General features: G+C 60.5%; 14 protein-coding genes. 10 read left to right on the forward strand and 4 right to left on the reverse strand.

Translation table 11 applies throughout. The annotated features are described in order from the left end of the window. Nucleotides 1–499 precede the first annotated feature (499 nt). The 5 genes from GA0061102_RS19450 to GA0061102_RS19470 all read left to right on the forward strand — a co-directional run bounded on the left by GA0061102_RS19450 (nt 500) and on the right by GA0061102_RS19470 (nt 5504). Nucleotides 500–1813, forward strand: a complete 1314-nt coding sequence (locus GA0061102_RS19450; protein WP_092852285.1) for a L,D-transpeptidase family protein — start codon at nt 500–502, stop codon at nt 1811–1813. A gap of 174 nt (nt 1814–1987) precedes the next feature. Beyond that, nucleotides 1988–3286 (forward strand): serine hydroxymethyltransferase, encoded by a 1299-nt coding sequence (gene glyA, locus GA0061102_RS19455; RefSeq protein ID WP_092852287.1) that lies wholly within the window; start codon nt 1988–1990, stop codon nt 3284–3286. Nucleotides 3287–3295: 9 nt separating this feature from the next. Further along, nucleotides 3296–3772 (forward strand): transcriptional regulator NrdR, encoded by a 477-nt coding sequence (nrdR, locus tag GA0061102_RS19460; RefSeq protein WP_092852289.1) that lies wholly within the window; start codon nt 3296–3298, stop codon nt 3770–3772. A 2-nt stretch (nt 3773–3774) separates the two neighbouring features. Beyond that, nucleotides 3775–4884: a bifunctional diaminohydroxyphosphoribosylaminopyrimidine deaminase/5-amino-6-(5-phosphoribosylamino)uracil reductase RibD gene (gene ribD / locus GA0061102_RS19465; RefSeq protein ID WP_092852291.1), complete on the forward strand. Its 1110-nt coding sequence runs from the start codon at nt 3775–3777 to the stop codon at nt 4882–4884. Further along, a complete protein-coding gene (locus GA0061102_RS19470) occupies nt 4884–5504 on the forward strand; it encodes a riboflavin synthase (protein WP_092852293.1) in 621 nt (206 codons plus the stop codon). Before ribD ends, GA0061102_RS19470 begins: the two co-directional genes overlap by 1 nt. Before the next feature lie 54 nt (nt 5505–5558). Here GA0061102_RS19470 and GA0061102_RS19475 read toward each other — a convergent pair whose 3' ends face one another. The 3 genes from GA0061102_RS19475 to GA0061102_RS19485 are packed head-to-tail and all read right to left on the reverse strand — an operon-like array spanning nt 5559 to nt 7127. Next, nucleotides 5559–6041, reverse strand: a complete 483-nt coding sequence (locus tag GA0061102_RS19475) for a GNAT family N-acetyltransferase (RefSeq protein WP_092852295.1) — start codon at nt 6039–6041, stop codon at nt 5559–5561. Nucleotides 6042–6063: 22 nt separating this feature from the next. Continuing rightward, a complete protein-coding gene (locus GA0061102_RS19480; RefSeq protein ID WP_092852297.1) occupies nt 6064–6582 on the reverse strand; it encodes a GNAT family N-acetyltransferase in 519 nt (172 codons plus the stop codon). Nucleotides 6583–6617: 35 nt separating this feature from the next. After that, nucleotides 6618–7127: a cupin domain-containing protein gene (locus GA0061102_RS19485; protein WP_092852299.1), complete on the reverse strand. Its 510-nt coding sequence runs from the start codon at nt 7125–7127 to the stop codon at nt 6618–6620. Between the two features lie 199 nt (nt 7128–7326). Between GA0061102_RS19485 and ribH the strand changes: the two genes are divergently transcribed. From ribH to GA0061102_RS19500, 3 genes are all read left to right on the forward strand, one after another. Beyond that, on the forward strand, nt 7327–7782 hold the full coding sequence (gene ribH / locus GA0061102_RS19490) for a 6,7-dimethyl-8-ribityllumazine synthase (RefSeq protein ID WP_092852301.1): 456 nt from the start codon (nt 7327–7329) through the stop codon (nt 7780–7782). Between the two features lie 3 nt (nt 7783–7785). Beyond that, entirely contained in the window at nt 7786–8268 is a 483-nt protein-coding gene (gene nusB / locus GA0061102_RS19495) for a transcription antitermination factor NusB (protein WP_004122322.1), read from the forward strand. A 248-nt stretch (nt 8269–8516) separates the two neighbouring features. Further along, nucleotides 8517–10655 (forward strand): sodium-translocating pyrophosphatase, encoded by a 2139-nt coding sequence (locus GA0061102_RS19500; protein ID WP_092852303.1) that lies wholly within the window; start codon nt 8517–8519, stop codon nt 10653–10655. 190 nt (nt 10656–10845) lie between these two features. On the opposite strand, the gene GA0061102_RS19505 is transcribed toward GA0061102_RS19500, so the two are convergent. Beyond that, entirely contained in the window at nt 10846–11355 is a 510-nt protein-coding gene (locus tag GA0061102_RS19505; RefSeq protein ID WP_092852305.1) for an outer membrane protein assembly factor BamE, read from the reverse strand. A gap of 279 nt (nt 11356–11634) precedes the next feature. Between GA0061102_RS19505 and GA0061102_RS19510 the strand changes: the two genes are divergently transcribed. Next, nucleotides 11635–12186 (forward strand): ubiquinol-cytochrome C chaperone family protein, encoded by a 552-nt coding sequence (locus GA0061102_RS19510; protein ID WP_092852307.1) that lies wholly within the window; start codon nt 11635–11637, stop codon nt 12184–12186. 15 nt (nt 12187–12201) lie between these two features. Next, entirely contained in the window at nt 12202–12759 is a 558-nt protein-coding gene (locus GA0061102_RS19515; protein WP_092852309.1) for a YceD family protein, read from the forward strand. Nucleotides 12760–12788 lie beyond the last annotated feature (29 nt).

Raw genomic sequence — 12788 nt, forward strand, 5'->3', positions numbered from 1 at the left:
AGGATGCCCTGAGAGGGGGGATTACTGTTTAAAACTGTTTACATTAATCACCCGCTACTCGGGTCCTGGTTAATCCAGTAATTGTGCGCTTTTTGCCACGTCCACGCCCAGCCTTCCGTCATATGTAACGTCCGGCGCATTTGCGCCATTGACGGCGGGTTAATACACGCTATGAACCACCCGCACTTGTGGTATTTTAGCAATCGCAACATGGCTTTTCTTTCGTGGCGGTATGACAGGGCAAGTTTCATGCCGGGTGACACGAATTGGCCATATTACTGTGACAGCGGAAACTCACGGCAAGCGGCGTTCTCAAGTTCCGATTTTCCTGCCCTCAAGCCCGCGCTTCGCAATATTGTGATAGTTCGGGGCGAAGCTCTTGATGGCACTTTAAGGGGACGGATCGACACTGAGCTGCGTTACTTGGCGCGAACCGCGCTATTTACTGCTTCCTCTCTAAGCTGCGCACAACTGGATCGCAGCGTTGAACGGTAGGGATATGTCGAAGAAAAACGGAATTGAACCATTCTCGCGCCGCTCCTTCCTGCGGTCGGTCGCAACGTTCGGCGCTGCCGCATTGGCCGCGCCGGCCCTCGCGCAAAACGCTTCCCCGCTGGAAGCGCTGATCAATGACCGTTCTCGCGGCAATTGGGATGATCAGTTCGACGCCAAGGCCGCCGCACGCACGGCAGCTGCCGTCCTGTCCAACACGCCGATCCTCGGCCCCGATTCCGTACCGAATATCCAGCGGGCGATTGCCCAGTATCAGAGCATCGTCGCCAATGGCGGCTGGCCGCAGATCAACCCGACCAGTCAGCAGTCGCTGCAGCTCGGCGTAACCGATCCGGCCGTGCAGGCGCTGCGCCAGCATCTGATGGTCACCGGCGACCTGCCGCGTGAAGCAGGCGTTTCGTCGGCCTTCGATTCTTATGTCGACGGCGCGGTCAAGCGCTTCCAGGCCCGCCATGGCCTGCCGCCGGATGGCGTTATCGGCGACTTCACGCTGAAGGCGATGAACATTTCCGCCAATGTCCGCCTGCAGCAGCTGAACACCAACCTCGTTCGCCTGCAGACGTTCCCGTCCGATCTCGGCCGTCGCCATGTCATGGTCAACATTCCGGCGACCTATATCGAAGCCGTGCAGGACGGCCAGGTTGCGCTGCGCCACGAGGCGATCGTCGGCCGCATCTCCCGCCCGACGCACATCATCAATTCGAAGATCTACGAGGTCATCCTCAACCCGTATTGGACGGCGCCGCGTTCTATCGTCATCAAGGACATCGTGCCGCTGATGCGCAAGGACCCGACCTATCTGAAGCGGAGCAACATCCGCCTCATCGACGGCAAGGGTCAGGAAGTCGCGCCGGAGACGATCGACTGGAATTCCGACAAGGCGCCGGATTTGATGTTCCGCCAGGACCCAGGCAAGACCAACGCCATGGCGTCCACGAAGATCAACTTCCACAACCCCAACAACGAATACATGCACGACACGCCCGAGCAGGGCCTGTTCAACAAGCTGATGCGTTTCGACAGCTCCGGCTGCGTCCGCGTTCAGAACGTGCGCGACCTGACGAACTGGCTGCTTATGGACACGCCCGGCTGGCCGCGCCAGCACATCGAGCAGGTGATCGCCAGCCGCGTCAACACGCCGATCACCTTGGCGACGGAAGTGCCGGTCTATTTCGTCTATATCTCCGCCTGGAGTGCGGCCGACGGCATCGTCCAGTTCCGCGACGATATCTATCAGCTCGACGGCAATTCCGAGCTGGCGCTCGACACGACCCAGGGCATGGAAAAGCCGGTTCAATAATCGGCCTTTCGATCTTAATTATTGTCGAAGCCGCGTCCTTGGGCGCGGCTTTTTCATTGGCCGGCGCCGCTCAGCGTAGAATGCCCAGCAAATGTCGTTGATCGTATTGCTCTCCGGCGACCCTGACGTTAATACCGTCTGCATTGCCGTTCCGGCCGTTCAGGAGCTTTCACGATGACAAATGCGTCCACCGAACCCTTCTTCAACCGCTCGCTTGCCGATACCGATCCGGACATCTTTGGAGCGATCGGCAAGGAATTGGGTCGTCAGCGGCATGAAATCGAACTGATCGCCTCGGAAAACATCGTGTCGCGCGCCGTGCTGGAAGCACAGGGCTCGATCATGACGAACAAATATGCCGAAGGCTATCCGGGCAAGCGCTACTACGGCGGCTGCCAGTTCGTCGATATCGCCGAAGAGCTTGCCATCGAGCGCGCCAAGAAGCTGTTCGGCGTCAATTTCGCCAACGTCCAGCCGAATTCCGGTTCGCAGATGAACCAGGCCGTGTTCCTGGCGCTGCTGCAGCCGGGCGATACCTTCATGGGCCTCGATCTCAATTCGGGCGGTCACCTGACGCATGGTTCGCCGGTCAACATGTCCGGCAAGTGGTTCAACGTCGTTTCCTACGGCGTGCGTGAAGGCGACAACCTGCTCGATATGGAAGCTGTTCAGCGCAAGGCCGAAGAAACCAAGCCGAAGCTGATCATCGCCGGCGGCACCGCCTATTCCCGTATCTGGGATTGGAAGCGCTTCCGCGAGATCGCCGACAGCGTCGGCGCCTATCTGATGGTCGACATGGCCCATATCGCCGGCCTCGTTGCCGGTGGCCAGCATCCGTCGCCGTTCCCGCATTGCCACGTTGCCACCACGACCACGCACAAGTCGCTCCGTGGCCCGCGCGGCGGCATGATCCTCACCAATGACGAGGATCTGGCCAAGAAGTTCAATTCGGCCGTCTTCCCCGGTCTCCAGGGCGGCCCGCTGATGCACGTCATCGCCGCCAAGGCTGTAGCTCTCGGCGAGGCTCTGCAGCCCGCGTTCAAGGACTACGCCGCTCAGATCGTCAAGAACGCAAAGGCACTTGCCGAAACGCTGATTTCCGGCGGTGTTGACGTCGTTTCCGGCGGCACCGACAACCACCTGATGCTGGTCGACCTGCGCAAGAAGAACGCCACCGGCAAGCGTGCCGAGGCAGCTCTCGGCCGCGCTTACGTCACCTGCAACAAGAACGGCATCCCGTTCGACCCTGAAAAGCCCTTCGTCACCTCGGGCGTCCGCCTCGGCACGCCGGCTGGCACGACGCGCGGCTTCAAAGAGGCAGACTTCCGCGAAATCGGCAATCTGATCATTGAAGTGCTCGATGGCCTGAAGGTCGCCAACTCCGACGAAGGCAATGCCGCCGTCGAGGCTGCCGTGCGCGAGAAGGTGGTCAAGCTCACCGACCGCTTCCCGATGTACGGCTACATGGGCTAAGGAGGGCGCATGCGCTGCCCCTATTGCGGTACGGAAGATACCCAGGTTAAGGATTCGCGCCCGGCGGAGGATAATACCTCCATCCGCCGGCGGCGGATCTGCCCGGATTGCGGCGGTCGCTTCACCACGTTCGAACGCGTGCAGCTTCGCGAGCTGATGGTCATCAAGAAGACCGGCCGCAAGGTGCTTTTCGATCGTGAAAAGCTGGTGCGTTCGTTCGATATCGCGCTGCGCAAGCGTCCGGTCGACCGCGACCGCATCGAGCGGGCCGTTTCCGGCATCGTCCGCCGCCTCGAAAGCTCGGGCGAGACCGAGATCAGTTCCGAACAGATCGGTCTCCAGGTGCTGGAAGCGCTGAAGAGCCTCGATGATGTCGCCTTCGTGCGCTACGCGTCGGTCTATCGCGATTTCTCCCATGCGGAGGATTTCGAGCACGTCATCAACGAGATCAACGCGAAGATCGCCCGCGATCCGCTGGATCCCTGACCATGGCGCAGCGGCCGGAAGACGAGCGTTTCATGGCGGAGGCGATCCGCCTGTCGCGCACGCATCTGGGGCTGACCTCGACCAATCCCTCCGTCGGCTGCCTTATCGTCAGGGATGGCGTGGTCATTGGCCGCGGCGTCACAGCCGTGGGTGGCCGCCCGCATGCCGAGCCTCAGGCGCTTGCCGAGGCTGGTGAAGCGGCGAGGGGCGCCACAGCCTATGTGACGCTCGAACCCTGTTCGCATTACGGCAAAACGCCGCCCTGCGCCGAGGCGTTGATCGCGTACGGCGTAGCGCGTGTCGTCATCAGCGTCACCGACCCCGATCAGCGCGTTTCCGGCCGTGGCATCACCATGCTGCGCAATGCCGGCATCGAAGTCGATACCGGCATTCTGGAGACGGAGGGCAGGCGATCTCTGGCAGGCTACCTCATGCGCCAGACGAGAAATCGGCCCTATGTGACTCTGAAACTTGCCATTTCCGCCGATGGCATGATTGGTAAAACGGGCGAGGGGCAGGTGCGCATCACCGGAGATGCCGCTCGGGCGGAAGTGCAGATGCTGCGCGCCGAAAGCGACGCCATTCTCGTCGGCATCGGCACGGCGATCGCCGACGATCCGGAATTGACCTGCCGGATTCCCGGCCTGGAAGACCGCTCGCCCTTGCGCATCGTCATCGACGAGCAACTGCAGCTTCCCTTCGGCAGCAAGCTGGTGCGGACGGCGCGGAAGTATCCGGTCATCGCGGTCGCCGCTCATCCACCGTCCTTCGACGACAGCACCGATGCCGCCTTCCTGGGGCGCCGAGCTGCCCTGGATGCTGCGGGCGTCGAGGTATTGCAATCGAATACGAACGAACTGGGAGGGTTGCTGGAGGCGCTTGGCACCCGCGGCATCTCGTCTCTGCTGGTGGAGGGGGGCGCCAGGATGGCGCAGCGGTTCCTCGATGCGGATCTCGTCGATCGCATCCTCTTGTTTCAGGGGCCGGCTGATATCGGCGAAGGCGGTATTGAATCCCCGGTCCTCAAATCCAATATCCCAGCCAGTTTCATGCATATCGGACAGAGCCGCTTCGGCGATGATGTCTGCGACGAATACGAAAGAGGTTTTTGATGTTTACCGGAATTGTCACCGACGTCGGCACGGTCGAATCCATTTCCCCCATGAAGGAAGGCATCAAGCTGCGCGTTGCCACCAATTACGATCCGGCAACGATCGACATGGGTGCTTCGATTTCGCATGCCGGCGTTTGCCTGACGGTCACCGGACTGCCGGAGCAGGGCAGCAATGGGCGCTGGTTCGAGGTTGAGGCGTGGGAAGAAGCCCTGCGCCTGACGACGATCGGCACCTGGGAAACCGGCAACAAGATCAACCTCGAGCGCTCCCTCAAGATCGGTGACGAACTCGGCGGGCACATCGTTTCCGGCCATATCGACGGCAAGGCGGAAATTCTCTCCGTGACGCCCGAAGGCGAGGCCACCCGCTTCCGCCTACGTGCGCCGGAACACCTCGCCAAGTTCGTCGCTCCGAAAGGTTCGGTTGCGCTCGACGGCACATCGCTCACGGTTAACGCTGTCGATGGCCTGGAATTCGACGTGCTGCTGATCCGCCACTCGCTCGAGGTCACGACCTGGGGCGCACGCAAGGCCGGCGACTTCGTCAATTTCGAGGTCGACACCATGGCGCGCTACGCTGCACGGCTGGCGGAGTTCCCGGTCGTCCGCGAGGCCTGAGTTTCACTGGCTAGCCGCCAGGGAGGCGCGCGCTCTGGGGGCGCCTCGGCAGTCTTATGCGAGTATCTTCTCCATGAGGAAATTTGCCAGCGTCTGGCCGCGCTTTTCGACCTTCTGCGCGGCCACGACGGCAAAGCCTTTGCGCTCGAAGAAGGGGCGGGCGGTCAGGCTCGCTTCGGTGAAAATCCGCTGAAAGCCCTGTTTGCGGGCTGCGCTTTCGACAGTCGCAAGCAACAGGCTGGCGACACCTCTTCCCTGATAGTCGGGATCGACGAACATCATATCCAGGCAGCCATCCGATTTCAGATCGGTAAAGCCGACGGGCGTGGAGCAATCCATCGCAAGCCAGGTCGGCCGGCTTGCCCGATGCCGCGTCCAGGCTTCGACGTCATCGACCTTTGCCCAGGCGGCAATCTGCGCCTGGCTGTAATCTTCTGAAGCTACCTCTCGAATGGCCCGCAGGAAAATGTCGATCGTCGCCTGCGTATCATCCGGATCGTAAGGCTTGATCGAGAACTTTTCGTGCGACACCGGCATGATGAGCCCTCCGAAACGATGCCTAACGCTCGAACATCACGTGGGACTTATCTTTGAAGATGATCTCACCGATCCGGCGGAAGCCGATTTTCTCGGCCACGCGTAGCGATGATCTGTTCTCGATCTCTACGATGCAAGTCATGCGCCGGCCCGCGAACTGCCCGTCGGCCCAGGCGATAGCCGCGCTCATGGCTTCCGTCGCATAGCCCTTGCCCTGCATCGGCGGTGTAATACCCCAGCCGGCCTCCAGCGTGCCCTCCGTTGACGGGGTCATGTCCCGATGCAGATCGAGGAAGCCAACTTCGCCGATCAGCTTCCCGCTTTGCCGTTCCTCGACTGCGAAGAAGCCGAAGCCGAGATGGTGCCACAGGCCGGCATAGCGCAGGAGGCGAGCCCAGACCTGCTCGCGCGTCGGCATCTCGCCGCCGATGAAGCGGACGAGATCCTTGTGCTTCCAGAGAGCCAGGAAGTCATCGAAATCATCCAGTCTGTGTCCGCGCAGCAAAAGGCGGTCGGTCGTCAACGTCGGAATAACGGTCATAGCTACGGATCTTTGCTGACAAAATTTGGTGATATTCAGTCGTTCGAGGCGCCGGGCTCGCCGTCCCAGTAATCGAGGTTGGCAGCGGCGGCACGACCGATCGCACGGAACGCTGTCTTGCCGTCGCTGTAGGTCTTGGCCAGGAATTTGCCGGAATCGGGATATTCGACAATTTCGGTTCGCGCCTTCGTGGAAATGGCAAGATAGACCAGCACGCCGGGGCCGATATTGATCAGCTGATGCGCCGTCTCCGGGCCGCCTGCCGGAGCACCCAGCACATCGCCCTTGCTGACCGCGATACGTTGATCGCCGAAGCGATATTCGCCTTCGCCATCGAGAATGACGAAAAGCTCTTCCTCGACGTGGTGATTGTGAAACGGACAACCGGATTTGCCCGGCGGCACCTCGTTGTAACTGATCCCGAGCTGCTTCAGCCCGAGCATCGACCCGAAGGACGTATCGCTGCCGGCAAAGAAGCTGCCCTGCTGCCAGTGCTCCAGTTCAAGCTCGCCGACATTGACGGCGGGTGCGGATTTCTTCGTCATGAATTCCCCCTTTGCAGGCCCGAAATTATTATCGAAGCGGTTGCGTGCGCGGAAGCCACAATTTCTGCGTCGCTCCGATCATTTCCAAATAGGGTCGGAATCGGCATGGACCATTGAAAAACACTTGCCAAGTGAGGCCCGCCGTGGTTTGACCCGGCCTAATAAGGTGCCGCGCCCCCTCTCAATCCTCAGGTGATGTATGTCCAGCTCTTCCAATGCCCATATCCTCATCATCGAAGCCCGCTTCTACGATGATATGGCCGATGCTCTGCTCGACGGCGCCAAGGCCGCTCTCGACGCCGCCGGCGCGACCTATGACATCGTTACCGTGCCCGGCGCGCTGGAGATCCCGGCTGCGATTGCAATGGCGCTCGACGGCGGCGATAATGGCGGCGTCATCTATGATGGCTATGTCGCCCTCGGCATGGTCATCCGCGGCGAAACCTATCATTTCGATATCGTCGCCAATGAATCTTCGCGGGCGCTGATGGATCTGGCCGTCAGCGAATCCCTCGCGATCGGCAACGGTATCCTGACCGTCGAGAACGATGAGCAGGCATGGGCACGCGCCCGCCGTTCGGACAAGGACAAGGGCGGCTTTGCCGCTCGCGCGGCGCTGACCATGATCGCGCTGAAAGAGAAGTTGGGTGCATAATTCATGAGCAATCAGGATAACGAGCGACCGGCAAAGCCCGCCAACCAGCGGGGCGCAGCGCGCCTTGCGGCGGTGCAGGCGCTCTATCAGATGGATATCGGCGGAACCGGCGTTCTCGAGGTGGTGGCTGAATACGAGGCCCACCGTCTCGGACAGGAGCTGGACGGCGAGACCTATCTGAAGGCCGACGCCTCCTGGTTCCGCTCCATCGTGTCCGGTGTCGTGCGCGAGCAGACCCGGCTCGACCCGCTGATCGGCTCCGCCCTTCAGGACGACTGGGCGCTGTCGCGTCTCGACAGCACCGTACGCGCCATCCTGCGTGCCGGCACATTCGAGCTGCTCGACCGCAAGGACGTGCCGGTTCCGGTCATCGTCACCGAATATGTCGAGATCGCGCATGCCTTCTTCGAAGAGGACGAGCCGAAGCTCGTAAACGCCGTGCTCGACCGAATCGCCAAGCAGGTTCGCGGCGAAGCCAAGAAATAGGTTTCGCCAAGCCCGAATAAGGCAAAGTTCAGCACTTTCGTTTCCTTCGTTCGCGCCTGATTTCATCTCCGAATATTCTTTTGAACCTCCTGCGGGCGTTTTACCCGCGGGCGGTCTTGACGCGACGTTTTCTCAACAGCAATCTCGCATTGCACATCTGTCGATTGCCCTGGAGGAGGGGAGCGACCGACGTCGCAGGCGGCCGGGGGAGGAGTGAACCGCCGGTTTTTTTGGAGGGAAAAAGCGAAATGTCGATTCTTTTAGGAGTGATCGCATGCGGACTGCTCTCGGTCATCTATGCCGTATGGGCAACTCGGTCGGTGCTCGCTGCCGATCAGGGCAACGCCCGCATGCAAGAGATTGCCGGGTATATTCGTGAAGGAGCGCAGGCTTATCTTGCGCGTCAATATAGAACCATTGCCATTGTCGGGGTCATTGTTTTCATCGCGGCCTGGCTCCTCTTGTCGTCCGAAGCCGCTTTTGGCTTCCTGATCGGCGCAATCCTCTCAGGCGCCGCAGGTTTCATTGGCATGCACGTCTCCGTGCGCGCCAATGTCCGCACCGCGCAAGCCTCGTCGCAGAGCTTGTCCGCGGGCCTCGACATCGCCTTCAAGTCGGGCGCCATCACCGGCATGCTCGTCGCGGGTCTCGCCCTGCTTGGCGTTTCCATCTATTTCTATTTTCTGACGGTGGTCCTCGGTCATGAAGCCGGCTCGCGCGATGTCATCGACGCGCTGGTGGCCCTCGGTTTCGGTGCGTCGCTGATCTCGATCTTCGCCCGTCTCGGCGGCGGCATCTTCACCAAGGGCGCCGACGTCGGCGGCGACCTCGTCGGCAAGGTTGAGGCCGGTATTCCGGAGGACGATCCGCGCAACCCAGCCACCATCGCCGATAACGTCGGCGACAATGTCGGCGATTGCGCCGGCATGGCGGCAGACTTGTTCGAGACCTATGCGGTTTCCGTCGTCGCGACGATGGTTCTCGCTTCAATCTTCTTTGCCGGCTCACCGATCCTCGGCTCCGCCATGATCTATCCGCTGGCGATCTGCGGCGCCTGCATCATCACCTCGATCATCGGCACGTTCTTCGTAAAGCTCGGTGCCAATGGCTCCATCATGGGCGCACTCTACAAGGGCCTGATCGCCACGGGCATCCTGTCGATCATCGGTCTCGGTGCAGCCACCTCGCTGACCATTGGCTGGGGCTCTATCGGCACCGTCGCCGGCTTCGATATCACCGGCACGAGGCTCTTTGCCTGCGGCATCGTCGGTCTGATCGTCACGGCGCTGATCGTCGTCATCACCGAATACTATACCGGCACGAACAAGCGGCCGGTCAACTCCATCGCCCAGGCGTCGGTGACCGGTCACGGCACCAATGTCATCCAAGGCCTCGCTGTCTCGCTCGAATCGACGGCGCTGCCGGCAATCGTCATCGTCGGCGGCATCATCGCTACTTATCAGCTTGGCGGCCTGTTCGGCACGGGCATTGCCGTGACGGCCATGCTTGGCCTCGCCGGCATGATCGTCGCGCTCGACGCCTTCGGCCCGGTCACGGACAATGCCGGCGGCATCGCGGAAATGTCGCATCTTCCGCCGGAAGTGCGCAAATCCACCGATGCGCTGGATGCGGTCGGCAACACCACCAAAGCCGTCACCAAGGGATATGCCATCGGTTCGGCCGGCCTCGGCGCGCTGGTATTGTTCGCAGCCTATTCGAACGACCTGCGGTACTTCGCCGCTCACGGCGATAAGTTCCCTTACTTCGCCAATGTGGGCACGATCTCGTTCGAGCTTTCGAACCCTTACGTTGTTGCCGGGTTGCTGTTCGGCGGCCTCATTCCCTATCTCTTCGGCGGTATCGCCATGACGGCCGTCGGCCGCGCTGCCGGTTCCATCGTCGAGGAAGTGCGCCGGCAATTTCGCGAGAAGCCGGGCATCATGCTGGGCACGGAGCGTCCCGACTACGGCCGCGCCGTCGATCTGCTGACCAAGGCCGCTATTCGCGAAATGATCATCCCGTCGCTCTTGCCGGTTCTAGCACCCATCGTCGTCTATTTCGGCGTTCTGCTGCTTTCCGGCTCCAAGGCTTCGGCTTTCGCCGCACTTGGCGCTTCGCTGCTCGGCGTGATCATCAACGGCCTCTTCGTCGCCATCTCGATGACGTCGGGCGGCGGTGCATGGGACAATGCCAAGAAGAGCTTCGAGGATGGCTTCGTCGACAAGGACGGGACACGCCATATGAAGGGCTCCGAAGCGCATAAGGCCTCAGTCACGGGCGACACCGTCGGCGATCCCTACAAGGATACGGCTGGCCCCGCCGTCAATCCGGCGATCAAGATCACCAATATCGTCGCATTGCTGCTGCTCGCCATCCTTGCCGGATAGAGCATGATGCCGAAAAGTGTCTGCGGTTTTCGCACGACATCATGCTCTACTTCTTTGATTCTAGCGCGGATTCAGATTTTAGGTCGGTTCGACCTAAAATCATCCGGCTCTAGGGAAAGCAAACCGGATGCATAAAGAAAACCCGCGGGGCGCAAGCCTCGCGGGTTTTTCTCTGCAATAGCTTCCCGGCTTATTGGCCCGGATTGAGGTTGTTGAGGAAGTTCCTCGCGCCGTTGATGCCGCTGCCGCCGCCCTGCAGGATCTGTTGCAGGAAGGTGATGTCGCGACCGCCCGTCGGCGTCGTGCGGCTGATCATGTCGAAGACCTTGCCGTCCTTCAGCGCGTAATTGGCTTCCTGCTTCACGATGCCATCCTTGTCGAAGTAGATCGCCAGGATGTTCTGGTCGACCAGCTTCGGCTTCATGAAGGCAGCAGCGCGCGTGCGCTTCTGCGAGATGTAGTAGAAAACCTCGCCGTCGAACGTCGCGGTGGTCGAAGGCGTGCCGAGCGAGAGCAGAACCTGCTCGCGGCTTGAACCGACCGGCGCAAGCGCGAGCGACTGCGGATCGAAGATGTAGCCGTTGTTCATGACCTCGCTGGTCTTGCAACCCGAAAGTCCCATGGTCGCAATCACCAGGGCGATGGCGGCAGTGCTGCTGAAAGATATGTCAGACTTGAAATACCGTCTGGTCAACGACATCTCATCTCCCCTAATGAATCAATCCGATGGCCGGACGGCCGGTATGACCTTGCTGTGCACATCATTGTGGCCTTTCCGCGATTGAAAAAGGCACAAGATGCTGTTCGGCACTCTTCGTCACCGATCATTCACAACGTGACGACGGTTAAGGGCAGGAGCCTCGAAGCGGGCAAAACGGCATTGCAATTCGCGCCTGCTTCGGTAAACCAGCTTTTGCGTGGATGCAACAAGGCCAAGCAAAAACGGCGCGCTCTGAATGAGCCAATACCGGGAATTCTCATGATTTTTGGGCTCTTTCGCAAAAGAAATCACAATCAGATCATCGTCGTCAGGCAATATGAACTCCTGACATCGACGGCGCGGCAGCCGGTTTTCTATACCGACTATGACGTGCCCGACACGGTGATGGGGCGCTTCGAATTGCTTTCGGTGGTCATGATCCTGTTTTTTCGCCGCACGCGGTCTTCCGCGACCAGCGGCCAGGAACTTGCGCAGGAAATCGTCGATGCGTTTTTCGAGGATATCGACTATTCGATCCGCGAACTGGGAATCGGTGACAACAGCGTGCCGAAGCGCATGAAGAAACTGGCCGGTATGTTTTACGGGCGGCTTGAAAGCTATGCGGCTGCCATGGACGTCGATGATCGCATCGCCCTTGCGGCGGCGCTTCGGCGCAACATCTATCCGAAGGCGGATGAGGGCGCGGCGTCGATGGTCCCGCTGGCCGACTGGATGATGACGGCGGAGGCGCATCTGGCTGCCGTGACGGAGGCCGAGCTCGCTACCGGTTCGGCGGCGCTGCCGCTGCCGTCCGGGCGCGGCCAAGAGTAGTTATAGGAGGCAGGTATGAAAACACACGGTTCCGACGAAACGCCCTTTTCCTATCTCGTGAAGGTCGGCCACATCTCGGCCAATCCCGTCGACGTGCGTGTCGAGGCGGACAAGCGCGAGCTTGCCGGGCTTGCTAAGCTTTGGGATGTCCTTTCCGTGGAAAAGCTGGAGGCCGATCTCAAGATCTCGCGCTGGAAGCGTGACGGGGTGCGGGTTAAAGGCAACGTGAAGGCAAAGATCACCCAGGCTTGCGTCGTCACGCTCGAGCCGGTCGAATCTGAGATCGATGAGGATTTCGAGCACATCTTCGTGCCGGAGGATTCCAAGCTGGCGCGCTCGCCTTCGATGGATGCGGGCGAAATGGTGCTCGATCCGGACGGCCCGGATCTTCCGGAGACGTTCACTGGGGATACGATCGATGCCGGCGCCGTCGTTGCGGAATTCGCCGCTCTTGCCATCGATCCTTACCCGCGCAAGCCCGGCGTCGAGTTCGAGGCGCATGTGGAAGATACCGGCGAAAATGACAGGAAACCTTCGCCGTTTGCGGTCCTAAAAGATTGGAAAAAGGATTAGGTCCCGGTGCCGATCGAGCACAAATCAGT

Origin of the sequence: Martinezella miluonensis, assembly GCF_900094545.1 — a bacterium.
Taxonomy (GTDB): Bacteria; Pseudomonadota; Alphaproteobacteria; order Rhizobiales; family Rhizobiaceae; genus Rhizobium; species Rhizobium miluonense.

What these genes read in the sequence shown, in the direction of transcription:
- GA0061102_RS19450 (WP_092852285.1), top strand. Translation starts at nt 500, where the DNA reads ATGTCGAAGAAAAACGGAATTGAACCATTCTCGCGCCGCTCCTTCCTG.
- glyA (WP_092852287.1), top strand. Translation starts at nt 1,988, where the DNA reads ATGACAAATGCGTCCACCGAACCCTTCTTCAACCGCTCGCTTGCCGAT.
- ribD (WP_092852291.1), top strand. Translation starts at nt 3,775, where the DNA reads ATGGCGCAGCGGCCGGAAGACGAGCGTTTCATGGCGGAGGCGATCCGC.
- ribH (WP_092852301.1), top strand. Translation starts at nt 7,327, where the DNA reads ATGTCCAGCTCTTCCAATGCCCATATCCTCATCATCGAAGCCCGCTTC.
- GA0061102_RS19500 (WP_092852303.1), top strand. Translation starts at nt 8,517, where the DNA reads ATGTCGATTCTTTTAGGAGTGATCGCATGCGGACTGCTCTCGGTCATC.
- GA0061102_RS19515 (WP_092852309.1), top strand. Translation starts at nt 12,202, where the DNA reads ATGAAAACACACGGTTCCGACGAAACGCCCTTTTCCTATCTCGTGAAG.
- GA0061102_RS19470 (WP_092852293.1), top strand. Translation starts at nt 4,884, where the DNA reads ATGTTTACCGGAATTGTCACCGACGTCGGCACGGTCGAATCCATTTCC.
- GA0061102_RS19510 (WP_092852307.1), top strand. Translation starts at nt 11,635, where the DNA reads ATGATTTTTGGGCTCTTTCGCAAAAGAAATCACAATCAGATCATCGTC.
- nusB (WP_004122322.1), top strand. Translation starts at nt 7,786, where the DNA reads ATGAGCAATCAGGATAACGAGCGACCGGCAAAGCCCGCCAACCAGCGG.
- GA0061102_RS19485 (WP_092852299.1), bottom strand. Translation starts at nt 7,127, where the DNA reads ATGACGAAGAAATCCGCACCCGCCGTCAATGTCGGCGAGCTTGAACTG.
- nrdR (WP_092852289.1), top strand. Translation starts at nt 3,296, where the DNA reads ATGCGCTGCCCCTATTGCGGTACGGAAGATACCCAGGTTAAGGATTCG.
- GA0061102_RS19480 (WP_092852297.1), bottom strand. Translation starts at nt 6,582, where the DNA reads ATGACCGTTATTCCGACGTTGACGACCGACCGCCTTTTGCTGCGCGGA.
- GA0061102_RS19505 (WP_092852305.1), bottom strand. Translation starts at nt 11,355, where the DNA reads ATGTCGTTGACCAGACGGTATTTCAAGTCTGACATATCTTTCAGCAGC.
- GA0061102_RS19475 (WP_092852295.1), bottom strand. Translation starts at nt 6,041, where the DNA reads ATGCCGGTGTCGCACGAAAAGTTCTCGATCAAGCCTTACGATCCGGAT.